At 63.0% G+C, this 24,209-nt stretch carries 24 protein-coding genes; 5 read left to right on the forward strand and 19 right to left on the reverse strand.

Going from position 1 to position 24,209, the window contains the following annotated elements:
* Positions 1-12 precede the first annotated feature (12 nt).
* The 3 genes from L1O02_RS06675 to L1O02_RS06685 are packed head-to-tail and all read right to left on the reverse strand — an operon-like array spanning position 13 to position 2,958.
* Positions 13-879 (reverse strand): alpha/beta fold hydrolase, encoded by an 867-nt coding sequence (locus tag L1O02_RS06675; RefSeq protein WP_060840817.1) that lies wholly within the window; start codon positions 877-879, stop codon positions 13-15.
* A complete protein-coding gene (locus L1O02_RS06680) occupies positions 876-2,270 on the reverse strand; it encodes an aminotransferase class III-fold pyridoxal phosphate-dependent enzyme (RefSeq protein ID WP_047288922.1) in 1,395 nt (464 codons plus the stop codon). Before L1O02_RS06680 ends, L1O02_RS06675 begins: the two co-directional genes overlap by 4 nt.
* Positions 2,263-2,958, reverse strand: coding sequence for an HAD-IB family phosphatase (locus L1O02_RS06685; protein WP_060840816.1), 696 nt, complete (start codon positions 2,956-2,958; stop codon positions 2,263-2,265). Before L1O02_RS06685 ends, L1O02_RS06680 begins: the two co-directional genes overlap by 8 nt.
* 229 nt (positions 2,959-3,187) lie before the next feature.
* Here L1O02_RS06685 and L1O02_RS06690 point away from each other — a divergent pair, with 229 nt between their 5' ends.
* Both L1O02_RS06690 and L1O02_RS06695 read left to right on the forward strand, forming a co-directional pair.
* Positions 3,188-3,958 (forward strand): MipA/OmpV family protein, encoded by a 771-nt coding sequence (locus L1O02_RS06690; RefSeq protein WP_060840815.1) that lies wholly within the window; start codon positions 3,188-3,190, stop codon positions 3,956-3,958.
* A gap of 103 nt (positions 3,959-4,061) precedes the next feature.
* Positions 4,062-4,928, forward strand: a complete 867-nt coding sequence (locus tag L1O02_RS06695; RefSeq protein ID WP_235759722.1) for a fatty acid desaturase — start codon at positions 4,062-4,064, stop codon at positions 4,926-4,928.
* A 360-nt stretch (positions 4,929-5,288) separates the two neighbouring features.
* On the opposite strand, the gene L1O02_RS06700 is transcribed toward L1O02_RS06695, so the two are convergent.
* The 14 genes from L1O02_RS06700 to L1O02_RS06765 form a co-directional block, all read right to left on the reverse strand.
* Complete coding sequence (locus L1O02_RS06700; RefSeq protein ID WP_108545303.1) at positions 5,289-5,690, reverse strand: EamA family transporter; 402 nt, start codon at positions 5,688-5,690, stop codon at positions 5,289-5,291.
* Between the two features lie 31 nt (positions 5,691-5,721).
* Positions 5,722-6,096, reverse strand: a complete 375-nt coding sequence (locus L1O02_RS06705) for an EamA family transporter (protein WP_060840813.1) — start codon at positions 6,094-6,096, stop codon at positions 5,722-5,724.
* A complete protein-coding gene (locus L1O02_RS06710) occupies positions 6,093-7,013 on the reverse strand; it encodes an arginase (protein ID WP_060840812.1) in 921 nt (306 codons plus the stop codon). The genes L1O02_RS06705 and L1O02_RS06710 overlap by 4 nt, the downstream gene beginning before the upstream one ends.
* A gap of 166 nt (positions 7,014-7,179) precedes the next feature.
* A complete protein-coding gene (locus L1O02_RS06715) occupies positions 7,180-7,509 on the reverse strand; it encodes a GlpM family protein (RefSeq protein ID WP_169892259.1) in 330 nt (109 codons plus the stop codon).
* Between the two features lie 26 nt (positions 7,510-7,535).
* On the reverse strand, positions 7,536-8,813 hold the full coding sequence (locus L1O02_RS06720; RefSeq protein ID WP_231979061.1) for a sigma-54 dependent transcriptional regulator: 1,278 nt from the start codon (positions 8,811-8,813) through the stop codon (positions 7,536-7,538).
* A gap of 44 nt (positions 8,814-8,857) precedes the next feature.
* Positions 8,858-10,759, reverse strand: a complete 1,902-nt coding sequence (locus L1O02_RS06725; protein ID WP_060840810.1) for a sensor histidine kinase — start codon at positions 10,757-10,759, stop codon at positions 8,858-8,860.
* A 132-nt stretch (positions 10,760-10,891) separates the two neighbouring features.
* Positions 10,892-11,626: an amino acid ABC transporter ATP-binding protein gene (locus L1O02_RS06730; RefSeq protein WP_016964662.1), complete on the reverse strand. Its 735-nt coding sequence runs from the start codon at positions 11,624-11,626 to the stop codon at positions 10,892-10,894.
* Complete coding sequence (locus L1O02_RS06735) at positions 11,623-12,294, reverse strand: ABC transporter permease subunit (RefSeq protein WP_011063127.1); 672 nt, start codon at positions 12,292-12,294, stop codon at positions 11,623-11,625. Before L1O02_RS06735 ends, L1O02_RS06730 begins: the two co-directional genes overlap by 4 nt.
* Positions 12,294-13,040: an amino acid ABC transporter permease gene (locus L1O02_RS06740; protein WP_011063126.1), complete on the reverse strand. Its 747-nt coding sequence runs from the start codon at positions 13,038-13,040 to the stop codon at positions 12,294-12,296. The genes L1O02_RS06735 and L1O02_RS06740 overlap by 1 nt, the downstream gene beginning before the upstream one ends.
* 193 nt (positions 13,041-13,233) lie before the next feature.
* On the reverse strand, positions 13,234-14,148 hold the full coding sequence (locus L1O02_RS06745) for a glutamate/aspartate ABC transporter substrate-binding protein (RefSeq protein WP_060840809.1): 915 nt from the start codon (positions 14,146-14,148) through the stop codon (positions 13,234-13,236).
* A 365-nt stretch (positions 14,149-14,513) separates the two neighbouring features.
* Positions 14,514-16,052 carry a glycerol-3-phosphate dehydrogenase gene (gene glpD / locus L1O02_RS06750; RefSeq protein ID WP_060840808.1) on the reverse strand — a complete coding sequence of 513 codons (1,539 nt, stop codon included), beginning with the start codon at positions 16,050-16,052 and terminating at the stop codon, positions 14,514-14,516.
* Positions 16,053-16,333: 281 nt separating this feature from the next.
* On the reverse strand, positions 16,334-17,089 hold the full coding sequence (locus L1O02_RS06755; protein WP_011063123.1) for a DeoR/GlpR family transcriptional regulator: 756 nt from the start codon (positions 17,087-17,089) through the stop codon (positions 16,334-16,336).
* Positions 17,090-17,184: 95 nt separating this feature from the next.
* Positions 17,185-18,690, reverse strand: a complete 1,506-nt coding sequence (glpK, locus tag L1O02_RS06760) for a glycerol kinase GlpK (protein WP_060844476.1) — start codon at positions 18,688-18,690, stop codon at positions 17,185-17,187.
* A 76-nt stretch (positions 18,691-18,766) separates the two neighbouring features.
* Positions 18,767-19,615 (reverse strand): MIP/aquaporin family protein, encoded by an 849-nt coding sequence (locus L1O02_RS06765; RefSeq protein ID WP_060840806.1) that lies wholly within the window; start codon positions 19,613-19,615, stop codon positions 18,767-18,769.
* Between the two features lie 370 nt (positions 19,616-19,985).
* Here L1O02_RS06765 and ybaK point away from each other — a divergent pair, with 370 nt between their 5' ends.
* Both ybaK and L1O02_RS06775 read left to right on the forward strand, forming a co-directional pair.
* Complete coding sequence (gene ybaK, locus L1O02_RS06770; protein ID WP_060840805.1) at positions 19,986-20,456, forward strand: Cys-tRNA(Pro) deacylase; 471 nt, start codon at positions 19,986-19,988, stop codon at positions 20,454-20,456.
* A 120-nt stretch (positions 20,457-20,576) separates the two neighbouring features.
* Positions 20,577-21,359: a PhzF family phenazine biosynthesis protein gene (locus tag L1O02_RS06775; RefSeq protein WP_108545305.1), complete on the forward strand. Its 783-nt coding sequence runs from the start codon at positions 20,577-20,579 to the stop codon at positions 21,357-21,359.
* A gap of 74 nt (positions 21,360-21,433) precedes the next feature.
* On the opposite strand, the gene L1O02_RS06780 is transcribed toward L1O02_RS06775, so the two are convergent.
* Together L1O02_RS06780 and argF are read right to left on the reverse strand one after the other, a co-directional pair.
* On the reverse strand, positions 21,434-22,543 hold the full coding sequence (locus L1O02_RS06780) for an ABC transporter ATP-binding protein (RefSeq protein ID WP_060840803.1): 1,110 nt from the start codon (positions 22,541-22,543) through the stop codon (positions 21,434-21,436).
* Complete coding sequence (gene argF, locus L1O02_RS06785) at positions 22,540-23,460, reverse strand: ornithine carbamoyltransferase (protein WP_060840802.1); 921 nt, start codon at positions 23,458-23,460, stop codon at positions 22,540-22,542. Before argF ends, L1O02_RS06780 begins: the two co-directional genes overlap by 4 nt.
* 415 nt (positions 23,461-23,875) lie before the next feature.
* Here argF and L1O02_RS06790 point away from each other — a divergent pair, with 415 nt between their 5' ends.
* Positions 23,876-24,166, forward strand: a complete 291-nt coding sequence (locus L1O02_RS06790; protein ID WP_060840801.1) for a hypothetical protein — start codon at positions 23,876-23,878, stop codon at positions 24,164-24,166.
* Positions 24,167-24,209 lie beyond the last annotated feature (43 nt).

Genomic DNA, 24,209 nt, shown 5'->3' on the forward strand with positions numbered 1-24,209 from the left:
CTCTTCCTTAAGTCACGCCAGCTGTCGGTAGTCTTCGCGTTCGGCGGGCTGGGTCACTCGTTGCTGGATGAAGTCGACGCTCAGCTCGATCACCCGCTGGTACTGCAGGTCCACGGTGATCATGTGATAGCAGTTGTCGAGGAGGATCTTGGTCACCGGGCCGCCGAGCTTGCGCTCCACGTAATTGGCGTTCCAGGGGCTGGTGATGTCGTCCTCGCTGGAGTGCAGCACCAGGGCCGGGGTCATGATCGAAGGCATGCGTTTCTTGACCACGGCGTTCATGCGATGCAACTCGCGCACCGTTACGCCCTCCATGGTCAGGAGCCCGGCATTGCTGCTTTCGCCGGCTTTCATCTGCTTCTCGACGATGGCCCGCAGGCGTTCGTTCTTGATGCCGTAGGGCGGTTTCTCTTCGAAACGGCAGATGTGCACGCCAAAGGGGATCTTCATCAGCAACGGCGTGAGGAACGCCAGCTTGTTGATGCTCCAGCCGTCGTACTTGAGGGTGGTGGAGTACATCAGCAGGCCGCTGATCCGGCCCGGATGCTCGGAGGCCAGGTACATGGACATCACCGCGCCCATGGACAGGCCGCCGACGAACACCTCTTGGTGACGCTGCTGCACGCCGACAAAAGTCTTGCGCACGCCTTCGTACCAGTCCTGCCAGCCGGTGGCCTGCAGGTCGCTGTTGTCCCCGCAGTGCCCGGGCAGGGTCGGAACGTACACGCTGCACGTTCCGTCCTTGGCCAGGCCCTGGGCCACCCGACGGAGTTCCGTCGGGGTGCCGGTCAGGCCGTGGATCAACAAGACCCCGACCGGACCCGTGCCGAGAACGAAGCCGGCGTCGCCTTCGCCCAGATCGATCTCAGCCTGGCTCATCGCTTCATGGCCCGATCCAGCAGGCGGTCCAGCAGTGCGATGCCCAGGTCGATTTCCGCGTAGCTGATTTCCAGCGACGGGGCCAGGGTGATGACGTTCTTGTAGTAGCCGCCCACATCGAGGATCAGGCCCAGGCGCTGACCGTTGATTTCGATGTCGCCCTTCATGCCTTCCTCGACCATGAAGTCCAGGGTCGCCTTGTCCGGGGTGAAACCGTCGGTGGTGCAGATTTCGCAGCGCAGGGCCAGGCCCAGGCCGTCGACATCGCCGATGATCGGGTAGCGTTTCTGCAGGTCTTGCAGGCCGGCCAGGAAGTACTTGCCCTTTTCCATGACCATCGCGCCGTAGTCGATCTCGCTGGTCATCTTGAACATTTCCAGGCCCACGGCGGTGCCCAGCGGGTTGGAGGCGAAGGTGGAGTGCGTCGAGCCTGGCGGGAACACGCCCGGGTTGATCAGCTCTTCACGGGCCCAGATGCCGCCCAGCGGGTTGAGGCCGTTGGTCAGCGCCTTGCCGAACACGATCACGTCGGGTTTGACGTCGAAGTGCTCGATCGACCACAGCTTGCCGGTGCGGTAGAAGCCCATCTGGATTTCGTCCACCACCAGCAGGATGCCGTGCTGGTCCAGCACATGCTTGAGCTCGCTGTAGAAGTTCATCGGCGGGATCACGTAGCCGCCGGTGCCCTGGATCGGCTCGACGTAGAAGGCGGCGTATTCGCTCTGGCCGACTTTAGGGTCCCACACGCCGTTGTATTCGGTTTCGAACAGACGGGCGAACTGCTGCACGCAGTGGCTGCCGTACTCTTCCTTGGTCATGCCCTTGGGGCCGCGGAAGTGGTACGGGAACGGGATGAACTGCGCGCGCTCGCCGAAGTGGCCGTAGCGGCGACGGTAGCGGTAGCTGGAGGTGATCGACGAGGCACCCAGGGTGCGACCGTGGTAGCCGCCTTCGAAGGCGAACATCAGGCTCTTGCCGTTGGTGGCGTTGCGCACCACTTTCAGCGAGTCCTCGACCGACTGCGAACCGCCGACGTTGAAGTGCACGCGACCGTCGAGGCCGAACTTCTTCTTGGCGTCCACGGCGATCATTTCCGACAGTTCGATCTTGCCTTTGTGCAGGTACTGGCTGGCGATCTGCGGCAGGGTGTCGATCTGTTGCTTGAGGGCGTTGTTCAGGCGCGGGTTGGCGTAGCCGAAGTTCACCGCCGAGTACCACATCTGCAGGTCGAGGTAGGCCTGGTCGCTGGTGTCCCAGACATAGGAGCCTTCGCAGCGGCTGAAAATGCGCGGAGGTTCGATGTAGTGAACGGTATCGCCGTAGGAGCAGTACTTGGCTTCTTTTTCCAGAAGGATCTGGTCTTCGGCGGTCGCGATGCGGATATCAGACATGGTGGAAGAGTTCCTGGGTTTCAAGAGAGAAATTGGTGGCGTTGGCGGCGTTGTTCGGCAGTTTGGCCAGCAGCGCCGGCAGTTCGGCGAAGGAGTCGAACCGCGCATGGGGAATCTGGTTGCGTTCGCAGTAGTCGGCCAGGCGGTCCTTGGCGAACACGAAGTCGGCGGTGGAAGCCACGCACATGTCCGACTGGCCGTCGCCGATCACCAGCACGCGTTTGCCCCGCGGGGTGGACTTGCACTTGCAGTTGCCGGAGGCGGCGCGGCAGGCGTCGCTGGCGTAGGGAAAGTCGATGCGCCAGCTGTTGTGGTCGACCTGGCGCAGGCGGTTGGCGAGGATCGGCAGCAGGGTCACGTAGTTGCGTGCCAGGATGCGGGCGATGCCTTGTTCGATGCCGTCGCTGACCACTTCGATGGAAGCGCCCAGGCCGATCACGTGATCGACGAAGTCGGGGAAGTCGGGGTCGATTTCGACACTGTCGAAGTAGCCCAGCAGTTCGGCGGGCGAGGCCTTGACCAGGGCCAGTTGGCGGCTGAGGCATTCTCGGGAGCCGATGTGACCGTCCAGCCATTCCTGCTCGATGCCTTCCCAGCTCGGGTCGGCGAAGCGTTGGAGAACGTTATCGATCACGTCGGCGCGGGAGATGGTCCCGTCGAAGTCACATACGATATGCCAGTGCATCATCTGCTGTTACCTGTTGAATAAGAGCGCTGTTTGCGCTTGCGGCAGGGGTAGAGCAGGGACTGTGCCAAGTGGCGAAAACCCAGCAGGGCCGGGGCTCTGGTCGGGCGGGGAGGGGTTTTGTAGTTTTCTGGCTACAATTTTTGTAGCTTGCTACAACCAACATCAGTGCTTGCGTCCGTGGGGCGCTCTGGTGATTGATGCGCGGCTGTTCAGACAAGGAAACTCACTCATGCCTAGGCTTTCTCTCCCCGCCATACTGGCCGGCCTGCTGTCGCTGGGCGCGGCCATGGGCGCCGCCGCCGACTCCGGTATCACCGGTGAACTGGGACTTGGCCTCGGCTACCAGCCCCACGACCCGACCGGCAGCAGCTACGACACGGTGCCGCTGCCTTATATGGATCTGGAATGGGGCGATGTCAGCCTGAGCACCGATGACGGCCTGACCTGGAGCGCGTTCAAGGGCAATGGCTTGAGCATCGGTCCCTACGTCAACTACCTGCAGGGGCGCAACGCCGACGGCAAGCTGCGCGGCTTGCGGGACGTGCGCGACATGGCCGATATCGGCGGTTTCATTGAATACGCTCCGGATGACTTCTGGCGGGTGTTCGCCACCGTCGGCCAGGCGGTCGGCGGTGCCGGCGGCCAGGGCGGCCTGCTGGGCAAGCTCGGTGGCGAGATCGGCTATCCCCTGGGCATGGGCATCATTGGCAGCAACGAGCTGACCCTGCACTTTGCCGACGACCGTCAGGCCAATACCTTCTATGGCGTCAGCGCCAAAGAGTCCCTGGCCTCCGGTATTGATCGCTACAACGCCGGCGGTGGCATGCAGAACTTCACCCTGAGCCAGAGCTTCCAGTTCCCCCTGGGGGACAACTGGTCGCTGGTGGCCAGCGCCAGCTGGATCCGTCTGGTCAACTCCGCCGCGGACAGCTCCATCGTTCGCGATCGGGGCGAGGTCAACCAGGGCCAGGTGCAGACCGCCATCAGCTACAAGTTCTGAAGCGCGCCACCGCAGGCCGCACCCCGGCCTGCGGTGGCCCCGGTGAAAACTGGTCTGGCCTTTGCAAAGGCGGTCATGAATTCAATTTCTCAGGAAGTTCTTCATGGCTCGACCCGCCTACCGTCTGCTTGCCCATTCCCTCTGGGACCTGATCCCTATTGTCATGGCCCTGGCGCATTTCGCCTTTGTCCTGTGGCTGGTGCTGGACTTTCACGCCCTGTCCTGGTGGGTCATTCTCCCGGCGGCGCTGCTGTATGCGGTCAGCCTGTCGTGGAGCATCAACAGCATTTCCCACAATCAGATCCATAACGCCTACTTCACCCCGGGGTGGATGAACCGGGCCTTCGACCTGCTGCTGTCGGTGACCATCGGTTTTTCCCAGACCCTGTACCGCGACATCCACAACCGTCACCACCGTGGCAACTCCGATCGGCCGGATGCCCAGGGCAAGACCGTGGATCCGCTGTCGATCTACCTGCACGGCAAGCATGGCCAGCCGGACAATCCCTGGGCCTACACCTTCCTGAGCTTCTTTCGCGACGATCCCAAGGAGATCTACCAGGACATGCAGCGCAAGCGGCCTGACGATGCGCGCTGGGTGAAGGTGGAAATCGGCGTCACCGTGGCGTTCTACCTGGCCCTGGCGCTGTATGACTGGCACGCGGTACTGGTGCTGCTGCCGTTCTGGTACCTGGGACAATCGCTGTCGTCCCTCAATGGCTACTACGAGCACCTGGGCGGCAACCCCGACCTGCCGATTGCCTGGGGCGTGAGTTCCTACAGCCCGCTGTACAACCTGATCTGGATGAACAACGGCTACCACTCCGAGCATCACTACCGGCCGAAGATGCACTGGACCAAGGTCAAGGCCTTCCACCGCGAGATTCGCGAGCAGCAGCGCGCGGCGGGGGTGAAAGTGATTCCCGTGTCCCACGGCCTGGGCTTCCTGGTAGCCCACCGCAAGGCCTGAGGGCAAGATCGCCTTCGCCGGCAAGCCGGCTCCTACCAAGGCACTACGCCAATCCCCCGCCGTAGGAGCTGGCTTGCCAGCGAAGGGGCCCGCAAGATCGCCTTCGCCGGCAAGCCGGCTCCTACCAGGGCTCGACGCCAATCCCCCCGCCGTAGGCGCTGGCTTGCCAGCGAAGGGGCCCGCAAGATCGCCTTCGCCGGCAAGCCGGCTCCTACCAGGGCACGACGCCAATCACTCGCCGTAGGCGCTGGCTTAGCAGCGAAGGGGCCCGCAAGATCGCCTTCGCCGGCAAGCCGGCTCCTACCAGGGCTCGACGCCAATCCCCCCGCCGTAGGCGCTGGCTTGCCAGCGAAGAGGCCTTCAGGCCTCTTCACCCTCCGCCAGCAGGGCAATCCCGCCGATGATCACGAAGACGCCGATCCAGTGCAGCAGGCTGATCTGTTCGCCCAGGCCCAGCCACGACCCCAGCAGGACCACCACGAACACCAGGGAACTCAAGGGGAAGGCCAGGGACAGGCTGCTGCGACGCAGGATCAGCATCCACACGAAAAACGCGCCGATGTAGCAGGCAATCGCCAGCAGCACACCCGGATTGACCGCCACGGCCGTCAGCCATTGCAGGTTGAAATCCATCTGCCCCAACTGATCGCCGCCGACCTTGGTGGCGATCTGCCCGGCGCTCTCGAAGCCGATCAGCAGGGCCCAGAGCACGATGGTGCCCAGACGCTCGTGCAGCCAGCCGTGGGAGGTGTTCGAACTCATGAAGCGTTTCCTTCTATTCGTTGAATGAGGCTCAGGTACTGGCCACGCACACCAGCATCACCCCGGCGGTGATCACCAGGGTGCCCAGCCAGCGCCGGCGGCTGACGGTCTCGCCCAGCACCACCTTGCCCGCCAGTACCACGCCGCAATAGGCCAGGGCCGCAGCCGGGAACAACAGGCTCAGGGGCGCCCGGGACAGGGCTTCGAGCCAGACGAAGAACTCGATGGCGTAGGCGCCGATGCCGCACCACAGCAGGGGCGCGTTGAACACCTGGCCCCAGAAGGCATTCAGGCGAAAGCCGCCTTCCAGCTCCGGCAGGCGGTCGAGGCCGAGCTTGAAACAGAGTTGGCCGATCACGTCCAGGAGGATCGAAAAGGCCACCAGCAGAACAACGGTCAGGGTCACGGGAACAGCTCCTCGAACAGCGAAATCAGGGCTTCATTGGTCACCGAGTTGCGCAGCAGGTCGTCCTGGCTCCAGCGTTCGGCCGGGGGCTGGTCGGACTTGGCTTCCCAGCGTTTGAAGGCGTTGCTGAAGGCCGGTTTGGCGAACTCGCCGCAGACGTCGATGCCCAGGATGCGCTTGCGCGCCGCCAGTGCGCGCAGTGCCTGCAGCAGGTGGGTCAGGCGCATGCCGCCCTGGTCCCAGTTGGTGGCGGCGTCTTCGCTGGCCAGCACGTCCTTGTCGATGGTGATCCACACCGCTTCGGTGGGCAGGCTGTCGATCATCTGCGCGAGGAAGGCGGCCCAGTCCAGGTCCGCCAGGTTGCGCCAGTGCAGGAGGTTTTCCTGCTGTTGATGCCCGGCGCCGTCGCCGACCCGGCCCCAGACCTTGGACGGCGCGTGCTGCCAGGGAAATAGTTGCAGTTTGCCGTGCTTCAGGGCGCCGAGGTTGCCGCCGCGCAGTTGCGGATTATGCAAATCTTCGCTGCAAGGGCCCAAGGTGACGATGCGCTGGATATTCGGCAGCTGCAGCGCCCGGTTGACCCAGGAGCCGCAGTGCCGGCGCGGGGCGAAGCGTACCCAGTCGGGGTGGTTGTCGAAGTGGATCAGGCTCACCGGCTCTTTGAGGTCGCCGAGAAAGGCCGGGGTCAGGTGGTGATAGTCACCGGAGCCGACGAAGAAGATTTCCGGCTGCGGGCCGCTGTGCCGGGGGCGTTGGCCCAGGCGCTCGGTGAAGTGGCGGTAGGTGCGTTCGGTGGACCAGAGGCGCAGCTTGGGGCCCAGGTCCAGCAGGTCCAGGCGTCGTGCCTGGCCGCTGTTCAGGCGCCGGACAATGGGCTCCTGGGCGGTCAGGCTGTGGTCGAGATCTAAGATATTCAAGGTGTTCTTTACCCATGGCAGCGCCCTCCAGAAACTGCGTGATAACGCGCAAACGCAGGCTGGACGGGCTTTACCGGGTAAATGCAAGGGTCGGGCCAGGGTGGCCGGCGACAGACCGCGGCGCCGGCTTCGCGAGCAAGCTCGCTCCTACAGAAAGGGCAGGGCCTCAGGCGTGGAGGCGGACCCAGACGCTGACCAGGATCGTCGCGGCTATCAGCCAGGCCACGGCGGCCACCGCCAGGGACGCTTCCAGGCGCAGGCGGTCAACCATCACATACAGGGTCGCCAGGTAAACGAAGTAGGGAATGATCGACCACATGCCGAACAGGATGGTGGTCTTCAGGTCGTCGAGCGAGCGGCCCTTGCCGACGATGTAGTGGGCGATCAGGGCAAAGGTCGGGAACAGCGGCACCAGCCCGGCGATGTAGTAGTTCCGGGTCTTGGCCAGGGCCGCCAGAATCACCACCACCGCCGCGCCCAGGGCGGCCTTCAACAATAGATCCATAAGTCCTCGCGCTGGGGTCAGTGGTTCAGGCCGTACTTCTTGACCTTGTCGAACAGGGTGGTCTTGGCCATGCCCAGCTCCTGGCTGGCCTGGGTCAGGTTGCCGCCGCTGCGCTGCAAGGCGTCGTTCAGCAGGTTGCGTTCGAAGGCTTCCACCGCCTCGGCAAAACCCAGGCCCTGGGCTGCGCTGCCGCCGGTCTTCTTGAACGCCGGCAGGCCCAGGGCGAAGCGCTCGGCGACGTTGCGCAGTTCGCGCACGTTGCCCGGCCAGTCGTGGCTCATCAGGCTCGACAGGGTCTGGTTGTCCAGCTCCGGCACGGCGCGGTCGAAGCGCAGGGACGACTGCTGCAGAAAGTGTTCGAACAGTTGCAGGATGTCCTCGCGGCGCTCGCGCAGGGGCGGCAGTTCCAGGGTCACCACGTTGAGGCGGTAGTACAGGTCGCTGCGAAATGCCTTGGCCCGGCTCAGCTCGTCCAGGTCCGACTTGGTGGCGGCAATCACCCGGCAATCCACGGCCACGCTCTGGTTCGAACCCAGGCGTTCCAGGGTGCGCTCCTGCAATACCCGCAGCAGCTTGATCTGCAGGTTGATCGGCATGCTTTCCACTTCATCGAGGAACAGGGTGCCCTGGTGAGCGTGCTCGATCTTGCCGATCCGGCGTTTGCCGGCGCCGGTGAAGGCGTTGGCCTCGTGGCCGAAAATCTCGCTTTCGAACAGGTTCTCCGGCAAGCCGCCGCAGTTCAGGGCGACGAACTGTTGCGGGTGGCGGCGGCTGAAGTCGTGCAGGCAGCGGGCGACCAGTTCCTTGCCGGTGCCGGTTTCGCCTTCGATCAGCACGTTGGCCGACGTATCGGCGACGTTGGCGATTAATTCCCGCAGGTTCTGCATGGCCGGCGAGCGCCCGATGATCCGGCCTTCCAGGGAACTGCGTTCGGCCAGTTGGCGGCGCAGGGAAGTCACTTCCCGGGCCAGGCCTCGCTGCTCCAGGGCGCGGCGGGCCACGTCCACCAGGCGCTCGGGAGAAAAGGGTTTCTCCATGAAGTCGTAGGCGCCTTTCTGCATTGCCCCCACGGCCATGGAAATATCCCCGTGACCGGTGATCAGCACCACCGGCAGGCTGCGATCCCGGGCCTTGAGTTGGGTCAGCAGTTCCAGGCCGTCGATGCCCGGCAGGCGGATGTCACTGACCACGATGCCGGGAAAGTTGTCGCCGACCTGGGCCAGGGCCTCTTCGGCGCTGCCCACGCCAATGCAGGGAATGTCTTCCAGGGCCAGGGCCTGCTGGCAACCCAGCAGGACATGGGGATCGTCTTCGACGATCAGCACGGTCAGCTCGTTGTTCATATCGACTCGGCTTGAGTGGGGCTTGCCAGGGGCAAGCTGAGGACAAAGGCGGTGCCGCCGCTTGCCGGATGTTCCACCCCCAGGCTGCCGCCGGTGGCGGCGGCGAGGCTGGCGGACAGGGTGAGGCCCAGGCCCAGGCCCTGCTCGCCGGGTTTGGTGGTGAAGAAGGGTTCGAACAGATGCTTGCGCGCCTCGGGATCGATGCCGTGGCCGTTGTCGCGTACCCGCAGACGGTACTTGCCGTCGCCGGGTTCGCCTTCCAGCCACAGTTCCGGCGCCGGCTGTGCCTGCATGGCGTCCAGGGCATTGCCGATCAGGTTGACCAGGATCTGCTCCAGGCGGGTCTGGTCGATCTGCAGGGTCTGTTCGCTGAAGTCGCGGTGCAGTTGCAGGGGCAGGGGTTCGATGCGGGCGTTGAGGATCTGCAGGGCGGCGTCCACCGCCTTGTCCAGGCTGGCCTGGCCCTGGTCGTCGCCGCGGCGGGCGAAGGCGCGCAGGCTGGCGGTGATGCGGCCCATGCGGTCGATCAGTTCGTTGATGGTCTTGAGGTTGGCGCTGGCGGTGTCCAGGGCGCCGCGCTCAAGAAAGCGCACGGTGTTGCCGGATAGGGTGCGCAGCGCCGCCAGGGGCTGGTTGAGCTCGTGGGCGATGCTGGTGGACATCTGGCCGATGGCCGCCAGCTTGCCGGCCTGGACCAGCTCGTCCTGGGCCCGGCGCAGGGTTTCCTCGGCCTGGCGGCGTTCGCGGATCTGGCTCTTGAGCCGCTCGTTGCTGGCCCGCAGGTCGGCGGTGCGCTCGGTGATTCGGCGCTCCAGCTGGCTGTTGGCTTCCTGCAGGGCTTCACGGGCGGCCAGGCGCGTGGCGATGACCTTGCGCCGCTCGTTCCAGGCGATCAGCAAGAACGCCACCAGGGCAAACGCCACGGCCACCAGGATGCCCTGGTTGATGGCTTCGCGGCGCAGGTCCTGCAAGGGGGTGAGCAGGGTGAAATTCCACGGGGTGTCGCTCAGGGGACGGGTCTGGGACAGGTAGCTGATGGCCTTGCCGTCGGACTCGAGTTCGGTGTTGGCGGGGAAGGTCAGTTTCTCCACGCCTTCGGCCAGGCGTTCCCGGGCCAGGGGTTCGAGTTCGTTGAGCGGGAACCAGTAGTACTGCAGGCTGCGGGCCAGGCGTTCCTTGGTGTCGTCGCTCAGGGGGAGGACCGACTTGAGACGCCGCGCCGGGTCGCTGGAGAGGATGATGATGCCGTTCTCGTCGCTGACGAAGGCTTCCAGACGGGCGCGCTGCCAGCGTTCCTCCAGGGCTTCCAGGCGCACCTTGACCACCGCCACGCCAATGATCTTGCCGTGCTCTTCCAGGCCGTGGGCCAGGTAGTAGCCGGGTTCGCCGTTGGTGCTGCCGATGCCGTAGAAGCGTCCGGGCTGGCCGCGCACGGCGTTCTGGAAGTAGGCGCGAAACGACAGGTCCTCACCCAGGTAGCTGTCGACGTCACGCCAGTTGCTGGTGGCCAGTACCCGGCCGGTGGTGTCCATGACATAGATGGCCCGGCTGCGACTGCGGCGGTTCAGGCCTTCGAGGTATTGATTGACGGTCTGCCGGTGTTCCGGCGAGGGATCGTCCAGCAAGCGCGAGACACTGGATTCCAGTTCCAGCAGGCTGGGCAGATAGGTGTATTTGCTGATCTCGCTTTCTACGGCGCGGGCGTGCAGCTCCAACTGGCGTTCGCCATTTTCGCTGAGGGTGCGGATGCCGTTGTGTTCGCTGACCCAGAAGCCGATGTAGCCCAGGCCGATCATCAGCAGGATGACCAGTGGCGGCAGGAACAGTTGGCGGATCAGACGGGGTTTCACGGCAAGTGATGGCGGCGCGGCGCGATAGAGAGTGGGGTCGCATTTCATCACAGATGCCTTGGGTCAACCACTGTGCGGTGTCCATAGGAGCCGGCCGGCCGGCGAAGAGGGCGACCCTGGCGATAGGGGAGCCAGGTGCGTTCCCTTCGCCGGTCAGCCGGCTCCTACAGAAGCACAGGTTTAGTGCTGCAGGATCTTCTCGAGGAAGTGCTGGGCACGTTCGGAGCGGGCGCTGATGTCGCCGAAGAATTCCTCTTTCTGGCAGTCTTCGATGATCTGGCCCTTGTCCATGAAAATCACTCGGTTGGCCACTTTGCGGGCAAAGCCCATTTCGTGGGTCACGCACATCATGGTCATGCCTTCCTGGGCCAGTTGCACCATGACGTCCAGCACTTCATTGACCATTTCCGGGTCCAGGGCCGAGGTTGGTTCGTCGAACAGCATGACGATCGGGTCCATGGCCAGGGCGCGGGCGATGGCCACGCGCTGTTGCTGGCCGCCGGACAGTTGGCCCGGGTGCTTGTGGGCGTGGGCGGCGAGGCCGACGCGGTCCAGCAGTTGCAGGCCTTTCTTGGTGGCCTCTTCCTTGCTGCGACCCAGGACCTTGATCTGCGCGATGGTCAGGTTCTCGGTGATGGTCAGGTGCGGGAACAGTTCGAAATGCTGGAACACCATGCCTACGCGGGAGCGCAGTTTCGGCAGGTTGGTCTTGGGGTCGGCGATGGAGGTGCCGTCGACCACGATGTCGCCCTTCTGGAAGGGTTCCAGGGCGTTGACGCACTTGATCAGGGTCGACTTGCCCGAGCCGGACGGCCCGCAGACCACCACCACTTCACCCTTCTTGACCTCGGTGCTGCAATCAGTCAGCACCTGGAAGTCCCCATACCACTTGTTGATGTTCTTGATAGAGATCATACGGCGAACCTTTTTTGCAGACGCTTGACCAGCAGCGAGGCGGCAAAGCTGATTGTGAAATAGACCAGACCAGCGATGATCAGGAATTCATTGGAGCGGCCGATGATGTCGCCGCTGGAACGCGAGGCGTTGAGGAAGTCCACCAGGCCCACGGTGTACACCAGGGAGGTGTCCTGGAACAGGATGATGCTCTGCTGCAGCAGCAAAGGGGTCATCTTGCGGAACGCCTGGGGCAGGATGATCAGGCGCATGGTCTGGCCATAGCTCATGCCCAGTGCCTGGGCGGCGCCCATCTGGCCCTTGGGAATGGACTGCACGCCGGCGCGGACGATTTCGCAGAAGTACGCCGCTTCGAACATCATGAAGGCCACGATGCACGAGGTGAAGGCGCCGATCGGGGTGTCTTCGCCGGTGATCCAGCGCAGTACGAAAGGCACCGCCAGGTAGAACCAGGTGATCACCAGCAGCAGCGGGATCGAGCGGAAGTAGTTGACGTAGGCACCGGCCAGGTTCGACAGCAGCTTGTTGTGGGACAAGCGCATCAGGGCCAGCAAGGTGCCGAGGATGATCCCGCCGACCACGCCCATGACCATCAGCTTGAGGGTCATCAGCATGCCGTTCCACAGGCCGGGAATGGCCGGGATGATGCCCGAGAAGTCGAATTCCATTATTTACCCCCCACGGAGATCAGGCCGGGGACCGAGACTTTTTTCTCTACCAGGCGCATCAGCAGCATCAGGCTCATGTTCAAGGTGAAGTAGATCAGGGTGGCCAGGGTGAAGGCCTCGAACAGGTTGGCCGAGAACTCGGCGGTCTGTTTGGTCTGGGCCAGCAGCTCCATCAGGCCGATCAGGGACGCCACCGAGGAGTTCTTGAAGACGTTGAGAAACTCCGAGGTGAGCGGCGGAATGATGATCCGGTAGGCCTGGGGCAGCAGCACGTTCCAGTAGATCTGCGGCAGCGAGAAGCCCATGGCGCGGGCGGCGGATTCCTGGCCGCGGGGCAGCGCCTGGATACCGGTACGTACCTGTTCGCAGACTCGGGCGGCGGTGAACAGGCCCAGGCACACGACAACGCTCAGGTAGGCCGAGGTGGTCGGGTTGAGGTCCTGCTTGTACCACTCCTGAAGGTTTTCCGGCAGCAGGTCGGGTACCAGGAAGTACCAGATGAACAGCTGCACCAGCAGCGGCACGTTACGGAAGATCTCCACGTAGACGGTGGCGATGCCCGACACCAGACGGTTCGGCACGGTACGCATGACGCCCAGGATCGACCCCAGCAGCAGCGCGATGATCCAGGCCACCACGGCGATGGCGATGGTCCAGCCCAGGCCGCTGATGAACCAGTCGAGATAGGTCTCGCTGCCCACGCCGGTGGACTTGAAGAACACGCCCCAGTCCCAGTTGTAATTCATTAGGGTTACCCCTCAGATCGTTCGATGTACAAGCACCCGCCTGGGGACGTCCGTTCCCACCCGGCCAGGAAGGCCAGGCACACGCGATCGGCTCGACAACCACCGGTTCGAGTGTTTCCAAAAAAAATGCCAGCAGGTAGTGACAGACTCCCGAAGGGGCGGCGCCCCTTCAGGAGATAAGGTTAGTCAGGAATCAGGACTTTTTATCGTCAGCCGCTTTGTCGGTCGGGTTGGCGATCAGGGCCTTGAGCTCGTCGCTCATCGGGAACATCAGGTTCAGGCCTTTTGGCGGAATCGGCGATTGGAACCACTTGTCGTAGATCTTGTTGATTTCGCCCGACTTGTAGGTGGCAACGATGGCGTCGTCCACGGCTTTCTTGAACGGGGCATCGCCCTTGCGCACCATGCAGCCGTAGATTTCGTAGGACTGCGGGGTACCGGTCACGGCCCAGTCGGTGGGCTTCTTGGCCTTGGCCATTTCACCGGCCAGCAACGCGTCGTCCATCATGAAGGCGACGGCACGACCCGATTCCAGCATCTGGAACGACTCACCGTGGTCCTTGGCGGAGATCACGTTCATGCCCATCTGCTTGTCGGCGTTCATGGCCTTGAGGATGCGCTCGGACGTGGTACCGGCGGTGGTCACCACGTTCTTGCCTTTCAGATCAGCGAAATCCTTGTAGGTCGAGTCCTTTTTGGACAACAGACGGGTACCGATTTCGAAGATGCCGACCGAGAAGTCGACCTGTTGCTGGCGCTCGACGTTGTTGGTGGTGGAGCCGCACTCGACGTCCACGGTGCCGTTCTGCACCAGCGGGATACGGGTCTGGGAGGTTACCAGGTTGTACTTGACCTTCAGGTCAGGCATGTCGAGGTCTTTCTTGATCGCTTCGACGATTTTCAGCTGGATGTCGTGGGAGTAGCCCACTGGCACGCCAGAAGCGTCAGCGATGTAGGAAAACGGGATGGAAGCGTCGCGATGTCCGAGGGTGATGGTGCCGGACTCTTTGATTTTCTTCAGTGTGCCGGTGAGCTCGGCAGCGAAAACTGGAGTGCTAATCAGAGCGGCAGCGATAGCTGCGCCCAACAGATGGGGAACGATGCGCATCAATATTTCCTCGACATTTGTTTTTTTTATGAAGCCAGTTCGACGGCTCTTTTATACAGCGAATGCCTTGACGGCTCCTGGTGTGTTGGCACGACAGGCATTCGTCGCACAGTGTAGAGCATGAGTCGTGCCAGACCCATTGATCATGTTCAAGTCATTGATTTTAAAGGTCATAAAAATTTATTGAGGCATAAATTTCCGTGCTTTTATCCGGTTATCCGAATGCCTTTCGGTCGGCCATTCGGAAAACCGAACGCGATGCTTTGCTGTGGAGAGGGGCGGCGAGTCGAGGCGAGCGGCTGCGATGCACCACAAAAAAAGCCCCTGGGCCTTCCGGCGCAGGGGCTTGACGTGCTCCATGGCGTTCAGGCCGCCTTGATCTTGCCGCGATTGTCCTCGACCTTTTGCAGATAATCCTGCAACTGCCGTTGTTCGGCGGCGGTGGTGAACAGGCCCAGCTTGCTTCGGCGCCAGAGAATATCCTCGGCCTTCAGTGCCCATTCCTCGGCACACAGATAATCCACTTCGCGGGTGTACAGGCCGCCCCCCAGGTGTTCACCCAGGTCGTTGAGGCTATGCACGCCTTCCAGCAGGCGCCAGGTGCGGCTGCCATAGGTGGTGGCCCAGCGGCGGGCGATCTGGCTGGGCACCCAGTCGAATTTCTTGCGGATGGCTTCCGCCAGGGCTTGCGGCGTGCTCATGTGCTCGCCGCCGGGCAGGGTGGCCTGGGCGGTCCAGCTCGGCTTGGCCTGCTTGAAGTAGGGCGCCAGCTGCGCCATGGCCGATTCCGCGAGCTTGCGGTAGGTGGTCAGCTTGCCGCCGAACACTGACAGCAGCGGAGCTTCCTCGCCAGTGCCGGAAAGGGCCAGGGTGTAGTCGCGAGTCACGGCCGAAGGGTTGTCGGATTCGTCGTTGCACAGCGGGCGAACACCGGAGTAGCTGTGCAGGATATCGCCGCGGCTGAGCTGCTTCTTGAAGTGCGCGTTGACCACCTGCAGCAGGTAGTCGGTTTCGCCTTCGGTGATTGCGACCTTGGCCGGGTCACCGGTGTATTCACGGTCGGTGGTGCCGATCAGGGTGAACTGATCGAGGTAGGGAATGGTGAAGACAATGCGCTGGTCTTCGTTCTGCAGGATGTGCGCGTGCTCGCCCTCGTACAGCTTGGGCACGATCAGGTGGCTGCCCTGGATCAGGCGGATGCCGTAAGGCGATTCCAGTTTCAGGTCATCCTTGATGAACTTGGCGACCCAGGGGCCGGCCGCGTTCACCAGGGCCTTGGCGGTGATGGAGAACAGGCTGCCGTCGGCCCGTTCCAGTTCCAGTTGCCACAGGCCCTTGCTGCGTCGGGCGCTGATGCAGCGGGTCTGGGTATGCACATGGGCGCCGTGCTCGCGGGCGGCCATGGCGTTGAGCACCACCAGGCGGGCATCGTCGACCCAGCAGTCGGAGTATTCGAAGCCTTTGCTGATCTCGGCTTTCAGCGCGCTGTCGGCACCGAACTTCAGGCTGCGCGAACCTGCGAGCTTCTCCCGCTTGCCCAGGTGGTCATACAGGAACAGACCGGCGCGAATCATCCAGGCCGGGCGCAGGTGGGGCCGGTGCGGCAGGACAAAACGCATGGGCTTGACGATATGCGGCGCCTTGGCCAGGAGCACTTCACGCTCGGCCAGGGCTTCGCGTACCAGGCGGAACTCGTAATGTTCGAGGTAGCGCAGGCCACCGTGGATCAGCTTGCTGCTGGCCGACGAAGTGTGGCTGGCCAGATCGTCCTTTTCGCAAAGGAACACGGACAAGCCGCGACCTGCCGCGTCCGCGGCAATTCCAACACCATTGATCCCACCGCCAATGACGGCGATATCGTAAACCTCGGAGAGAGGGCGCGCGGGCAAGGTAGAAGTGGGCATCGACGGGCCTCGTGTTGCTTTGGTATTTGAATTCGAACATTAATGTTCATTTTCGAAAATACTAGCGCATAAAGACCCACGCATCCAGCGCACTTCGATTGAAAAAACTGATCGAAACAGCTTTGGAAGATGGTTTTCGAACATTGTCAGGCGATTGATGCCGCGGTTGCCCCGCGCCCGCAGGGGCGGGGCACTGATGCAGGTGGACGAGGGCGCTATCGAGCCAGCCGTGGGCCGGCGCGCGAATGCGCCCTGCGTTGTCTTGCCGGAGGGAAGGGGGCTCAGACCACTTCGAGGCGGATCTTGTGCTGGTTGAGCAGTTGGGTCAGGGCCGGGACCGGTTGCTGGTCGGTGACCAGGCAATCGATCAGGCTGATGGGGCCGAGGCGGATCATGGCGTTGCGCCCGAACTTGCTGGAGTCGGCGGCCAGGATCACTTGCCGGGCATTGGCGATGATCGCCTGGGAAACCCGCACTTCCTGGTAGTCGAAGTCCAGCAGGCTGCCGTCCTCGTCGATGCCGCTGATGCCCACCAGGGCGAAGTCCACCTTGAACTGATTGATGAAGTCGACGCTGGCCTGGCCCACCACGCCGCCGTCACGGCGCACATTGCCGCCAGTGAGCAGCACGTCGAAATCATCCTTGGCACTGAGCATTGAGGCCACGTGCAGGTTGTTGGTGATGATCTTCAGGTGGCTGTGGTTGAGCAGGGCGCGGGCGATGGATTCGGTGGTGGTGCCGATGTTGATGAACAGCGAGGCGTGATCGGGGATCTGCGCGGCAACGGCTTCGCCGATGCGCTGCTTTTCATCGCGCATCTGGTCGGCGCGCATGGCGTAGGCGGTGTTTTCGACGCTGGAGTCGTAGGCCGCGCCGCCGTGGTAGCGGCGCAGCAGATTGGCTTCCGCCAGCTGGTTGATATCGCGGCGGATGGTTTGCGGGGTCACAACGAACAGCTGGGCCAATTCCTCGATGCTGACGTAGCCGCGTTCGCGGACCAGATCGAGGATTTGCTGCTGACGGGGAGGCAGATTCATGGGGCTTCCTTTGGGCTGCCGTGCAAAATTTGCCCATGATGCCGCAGGAATCCCCTCCCGACCAGTTACAAGCGGTTACCTATCCACGGCTTGGCTTATTTGGCCTCTTCGTGGGGTTCCCAGTCGCGGGTGCGGCTGACGGCCTTCTTCCAGCCTGCGTACAGGCCTTCTTTTTCCGCTTCGGCCAGTTGGGGTTCGAACTCGCGCTCGATCACCGCCTTGCCTCGCAGCTCTTCCAGGCTGCCCCAGAAACCGCAGGCCAGGCCTGCCAGGTAGGCGGCGCCCAGGGCCGTGGTTTCGCGCATTTGCGGGCGCTCCACCTGAGTACCGAGGATGTCGGCCTGGAACTGCATGAGGAAGTTGTTGGCCACGGCGCCGCCGTCCACGCGCAGGGCTTTGAGGCGTTCACCGGAATCCTGCTGCATGGCGTCGAGCACGTCGCGGGTCTGGTAGGCGATGGATTCCAGGGCGGCGCGGATGATGTGATCCACGCGCACGCCTCGGGTCAGGCCGAACAGCGCGCCACGGGCGTAGGGGTCCCAATAGGGCGCGCCGAGACCGGTGAAGGCCGGCACCAGGTACACGCCATTGCTGTCCTTGACCTTGTTGGCGAAGTATTCGGTGTCGTGGGCGTCGTTGATGATCTTCAGCTCATCACGCAGCCACTGCACGGTGGAGCCGCCGTTGAACACTGCGCCTTCCAGTGCGTAGGCCACTTCGCCGCGGGGGCCGCAGGCGATGGTGGTGAGCATGCCGTGCTGGGATTTCACCGCCTTGTCGCCGGTGTTCATCAGCAGGAAGCAGCCGGTGCCGTAGGTGTTCTTGGCCTGGCCCGGCTCGACGCACATCTGGCCGAACAGCGCCGCTTGCTGGTCGCCGGCGATGCCGCCGATGGCGATACCACTCTTGGTGCGACCGTAGATTTCCGACGAGGACTTCACCTCGGGGAGCATTTCCCGTGGGATATCCAGCACCTCCAGCATCTTCGCGTCCCACTCCAGGGTGTGGATGTTGAAGAGCATGGTGCGCGAGGCGTTGGTGTAGTCGGTGACGTGGGTCTTGCCGCCGGTGAATTTCCAGATCAGCCAGCTGTCGATGGTGCCGAACAGCAGCTCGCCGCTACGGGCGCGCTCGCGGCTGCCTTCGACGTTGTCGAGGATCCACTTGAGCTTGGTGCCGGAGAAGTAGGGGTCGGTGACCAGGCCGGTGGTGTCGCGAATGTAGGCTTCGTGGCCGTCGCGCTTGAGCTGCTGGCAGATCTCGGTGCTGCGGCGGCACTGCCAGACGATGGCGTTGTAGATCGGCCGGCCGGTGGTCTTGTCCCAGACCACGGTGGTTTCCCGCTGGTTGGTGATGCCGATGGCGGCCACCTGGTCGTGATGCAGGCCGGCTTGCGCCAGGGCCTCGACCATCACCGCGCTCTGGGTGGCGAAGATTTCCATCGGGTCATGTTCGACCCAGCCGGCCTGTGGGTAGTGCTGGGCGAACTCGCGCTGGGCGGTGCACACCACGTTGGCGTCGCGGTCGAAAATGATCGCCCGGGAGCTGGTCGTACCCTGATCGAGGGCAATGATGTAGTTCTTATTCTGAATGTCGGTCATGTCGATTGCCTTGGACGAAATAAGGGAGTGGAAACAGGCGCGTGATCGATTTGGGCAGGATCACGCGCCGCGAGATTCAAGAAGCTTTGACTTTGCCATCGGCGACCGATTCGCTCTCGGAGGCGGCGACGGCGTTGGGCAGGTGCCGGGCAATCAGTCCGCGATAAGCGGCCGCACCCAGGCAGGCACCGAGGATCGGAGCGAAGACCGGCACCAGGAAGTACGGAATATCCCGGCCGCCGGTAAAGGAAATCTGACCCCAGCCGGCAAAGAACGTCATCAGTTTAGGTCCGAAGTCCCGCGCCGGGTTCATGGCGAAGCCGGTGAGCGGGCCCATGGCGCTGCCGATCACGGCGATCAGCAGGCCGATCAGCAGGGGCGCCATCGCGCCGCGAGGCAGGCCATTGTTGTCGTCGGTCAGGGCCATGATCACGCCCATCAGGATCGCCGTGATCACCACTTCCACCAGGAAGGCCTGGGCGGTGGACAGCGCCGGGTTGGGGAAGGTGGAGAACACCGAGGCCAGTTCCAGGCTGGCCTGGGAACCGCGGATCATTTGGTGAGCCTGTTCGAAATCGAAGAACAGGTTGCTGTACAGCGTGTAAACCAACAGCGCCGCGCAGAAGGCGCCAGCGACCTGGGCCAGGATGTAGAACGGCAGTTTGCGTTTTTCAAAGTCGGCGAACAGGCACAGGGCGATGCTCACGGCAGGATTGAGGTGCGCGCCGGAAACGCCGGCGGTGAGGTAGATCGCCATGCTCACGCCGATCCCCCAGATGATGCTGATTTCCCACAGGCCGAAGCTGGCTCCCGCGACCTTGAGCGCCGCGACGCAGCCGGTGCCGAAGAAGATCAGCAGCGCAGTACCCAGGAACTCGGCCATGCATTGGCCCGATAGTGACGGTTGTTGCAGAGCAGTTGTCATTGTGAACCTCGTTTTTTGTTGTTGTCTGGCGCTGCTGCAAAAGGCATGGAGCGCGACTTCCAACGAAGACGGAATCCCCATTCCGGCCTCGTCTTGCTGCTGGGTGCAACGGTGCATCTACTGCATGATATTCAGAAACGAAAAAATATAGACAAGAAACACCGCTGTCAAAGGTCGAAAGTGAACGGCTGGTCATTTTATAGATATCAATCAAATGAATGATCCGGGGCGACAGTCCCGGGAGTGACAGGTGGTGCGGCGCTGGTGTCTGTGGCCAGGGCTTATCAAGGCCTGGAATAGAGCCTTTTGCCGATTAATGGCCTAAAATTCGCGCGCTCGGTTTTGCCTTTTCGTCCCTCTTGGAGCTGCCATGACCCCTGCATTGGATCTGCTAAAAAAAGTTCGCGCCGAACATCGCATCCACAGTTACGAACATGATCCCAAGGCGGCCTCCTACGGTCTGGAGGCGGCGGAGAAGCTCAGCCTCGATCCGGCGCAAGTGTTCAAGACGCTGCTGGCCAGCAGCGAGAAGGGGGAATTGCTGGTGGCGGTGGTGCCGGTTGCCGGCAGTCTCGACCTCAAGGCCCTGGCCCACGCGGCTGGGGTGAAAAAAGCCGAAATGGCCGATCCGGCCGCTGCCCAGCGTGCCACGGGCTACCTGTTGGGGGGGATCAGCCCGCTGGGGCAGAAGAAGCGTCTGCGGACTTTCATCGACAGCAGTGCTCAGCCTTTGGCCAGTATTTTTGTCAGTGCCGGTCGACGCGGACTGGAGGTGGAATTGGCTGCTGCCGTGCTGGCCGAGCAGACCCAGGGCAAGTTCGCCGACATCGGTCGCCCTTGAGCCAAGGCGTCGGCGGTTGAGCGGGCCGCTGCTGTATGCCGGAAAATCTTCTCGTCTGTGTCTGTCGCGCTGCCGCTCACGCAAGCCATGCTGGCCGCCGACTGATCAAGGAGAAGGGCCATGCAGCTTGAGTTTCAACAGATCGATGCATTCAGTGATCAACCCTTTGCCGGCAACCCGGCCATGGTTTACCGGCTTGATGCATGGCTTGACGACGCCCTGATGCAGCAGATTGCCGCCGAGCACAATCTGGCGGAAACCGCGTTTGTGGTGCGTGAAGCCCAAGGTTGGCGGATTCGCTGGTTCACCCCCGCCACCGAGGTGCCCCTGTGCGGGCATGCCACTCTGGCCAGTGCCTACGTGCTGTTCGAGCTGTATGAGGAGCCGGGGCCACGCATTGAGTTTCTCAGCCGCTCGGGGCCCCTGAGCGTTACCCGTGAAGGCGGCCTGTTGTGGCTGGACTTTCCGCTGCGCAGCCCCCGCCGCCAGGCCGATGCGGAGCAGGTGGCGCAGATACTCGGCGCCAGGGTCATCGATTTGCAAGGCGCCCATGAGCTGTTGGCGGTGCTGGAGTCGGAGCAGGCGGTCCGCGATTGCCGGCCTGATCTGGCGGCGCTGGCCAAGTTGCCCTGGCCGGGGGTGATTGTCACCGCGCGGGGCGAGCGGCATGACTTTGTCTCGCGGTATTTTGCTCCGGCCATCGGCATCGACGAGGATCCGGTGACCGGCTCGACCCATTGCTGCCTGACGCCTTACTGGGCGCAGCAGCTGGACAAGCAGCAGCTGAGCGCCTTTCAGTGCTCCGCACGCGGTGGTGAGCTGTTCTGTCGCCTGGAGGGGGAACGGGTGAAGATCGGCGGACACGCCCGGCTGATTGCCAGCGGGCGCTTGCATCTGCAATGACGGCGCTCTGACTCGCCGGCAAGCCGATTCCTACAGTGTGTTGGTGTAGGGGCTGGCTTGCTGGCGAGGGCGGCTCAATGAGCGCTGCTGTAGCGCCGTACCCCTGAGTCGCTATGGGGAATCTGCGCCGCCGTGCTGCCTGAAGCCTGGAACAGCACCAGGTGTTCCGCCGCAACCCGAATGCCCACATCCGCTCCGACCTGATGGTCGGCGTGGCTGGGGAAAATCGATTCCAGCTGGCTGCCGGTAGGCAATTGCAGGCGATACAGGGTCGAGGCGCCGAGGAAGGTTTTGCCCACCACCCGGGCTTTCAAGTCACTGTCCGGCGCGTGGACGATGTCGTCCGGGCGCAGCAGGACGTCCACCGCGCCACCTGTCGGCCAGGTATAGGCCCGGTTGCCCTGCAGTACACCCAGTTCGGTCTGCACTGATTCCGGCGTGTTCAGCTGGCCGCGAATGAAGTAGCCCTGGCCAATGAAGCTGGCGACAAAGGGTGTCTGTGGTTCGTGATAGAGGTTGTAGGGGGTGTCCCACTGCTCCAGGCGGCCTTCCTTGAACACTCCGACCTGATCACTCACGGCGAAGGCTTCTTCCTGGTCGTGGGTGACCAGGATCGCACTGGTGCCGCGAGCCTTGAGGATGTCGCGCACCTCGTGGCTGAGCTTGCGCCGCAGTTCGCCGTCGAGGTTGGAGAAGGGTTCGTCCAGCAGCAGCAGTTGCGGCTCGGGCGCCAGGGCGCGAGCCAGCGCCACTCGCTGTTGCTGGCCGCCGGACAGCTCGTGGGGAAAGCGCTGGCCGAGGTCCTTCAGGTTGACCAGCTCCAGCAGTTCGGCGACCACTCGGTCTTTCTGCGGGTGCTTGCGGATGCCGAAAGCGATGTTGTCCGCCACGCTCAGGTGGGGGAACAGGGCATAGTCCTGAAACACCATGCCGATCCGGCGTTTCTCCGGGGCCAGGGTGAAGCCGGCGCTGGATATGGTTTCGCCGGCCAGTTGGATCTCGCCTTCGTGCACCGGCTCGAACCCGGCGATGGCCCGCAGGGTGGTGGTTTTGCCACATCCGGACGAGCCCAGCAGGCAGCCGATGTCCCCGGCGTTGAGGTGCAGATTGAGGTTCTGCACCACGCGTTGGTCCTGGTAGCCGCATGCCAGATTGCGCAGGTTCAGCAGGAGTGGCTGGCTCATGCGTGGTGGTACGCCGGCTCGACGAGGAACTCGAGCAGGGCCTTTTGTGCGTGCAGACGGTTTTCCGCCTGGTCCCAAGCCACTGAGCGAGGGTCGTCCAGCAGGTCGAGGCTGATTTCCTCGCCGCGGTGGGCGGGCAGGCAGTGCATGAACAGTACGTCCGGGGCGGCCAGGTCGAGCAGCGCGCGGTTGACCTGGAAGGGGGCAAACAGCTGGAGACGCTTGGCGGTCTCTTCTTCCTGGCCCATGGAGGTCCAGACGTCGGTGCTCACCAGATGGGCGCCGATCACCGCCTCGCGAGGGTCGCGGACGATGGTCACGCGATCGCCGGCCTTGGCGACAAACTCGGCGTTGGGCTCGTAGCCCTCGGGACAGGCGATGCGCAGCTGAAAGTCGAACTGGATGGCCGCTTCTATATAGCTGTTGCACATGTTGTTGCCGTCACCTATCCAGGCCACGGTCTTGCCCTGGATCGAGCCACGGTGTTCGAGGAAGGTCTGCATGTCCGCCAGCAGTTGGCAGGGGTGCAGGTCATCGGACAGGCCGTTGATCACCGGGACCCGGGAATTGGCCGCGAACTCGGTCAGGGTGCTGTGGGCAAAGGTGCGTATCATCACCGCGTCGAGCATGCGCGACATGACGATGGCGCAGTCGCCGATCGGTTCGCCGCGACCCAGCTGAGTGTCCCGTGGCGAAAGGAAGATGGCCTGGCCGCCCAGCTGGATCATGCCGGCTTCGAAGGACAGTCGGGTACGGGTCGACGACTTCTCGAAAATCATGCCGAGTACACGATTTTTCAAAGGCTCGAAGAGTACGCCGCGGTTACGCAGGTCCTTCAGCTCGATGCCTCGACGAATCACACTGACCAGCTCTTCGGGCGTGCAATCCATCAGGGAGAGAAAGTGCCTTGCGCTCATCATTAACTACCTTTTTGCAACGGACCGCAGATTCTCAAAGCCTTGTTTAATCGAACAACGGGCTGGACCTGCGGCGAAAGCCGCACGGGGCGACGAAATAGGGGAAGGCGCGATCTTATAATTAAATGTCGCGTCTTACCAATAGTGCTACGGCGTTCATGGGCATTCAGAGAGGCCAGGACGCGAATGCGCTGGCGCTTTTGAGACCGGTTTTCAGACAGCAGCCGGGCATTTGTACACTGCCCCGGCGCGGCTTGGCAATCGAGTGTGGCGCCGGCCGTGCGGTTGCGGTCGCTTTCTGACCTGTGGGCCGAGGTCCGCTGCGGGGGGAATCCGCGGCTTGGCCACTTGAAACATTTCCTAATGCAAAGTGCTGAGTCTATAAAGGCGAATCTGCGGCAAGGATAGGTGTGCGATGGAATCCAGGGAGCAACAACTGATGACGCTGTTGGGGCTCACCGCCCGGGCGCTGACGGACATGACCGCTTCGGTGACGGCCTTTTCTTTCGAGCTGCTGCGCAGCGAGGATCCGCTGACCCGGGCAGCCGCGCGCAAGATGATCGACCGAATGATGACCCTCAGCGCCGGGCTGGATGAGCATTGGCGACTGCTGGCCGAGTTGTCGGGTGTCCATGCCGAGCAGGGGCCCATGGACGCCTCCTCGCGAATCTCCATGGAGGGGCCGCCGCGCTTGCCGCCGAACTGACGGCCCTGATCATGGCCCAGGTTGATGGACCTCAATTCATGGG

The sequence above is a fragment of the Pseudomonas sp. BC42 genome, assembly GCF_021560055.1.
GTDB lineage: Bacteria > Pseudomonadota > Gammaproteobacteria > Pseudomonadales > Pseudomonadaceae > Aquipseudomonas.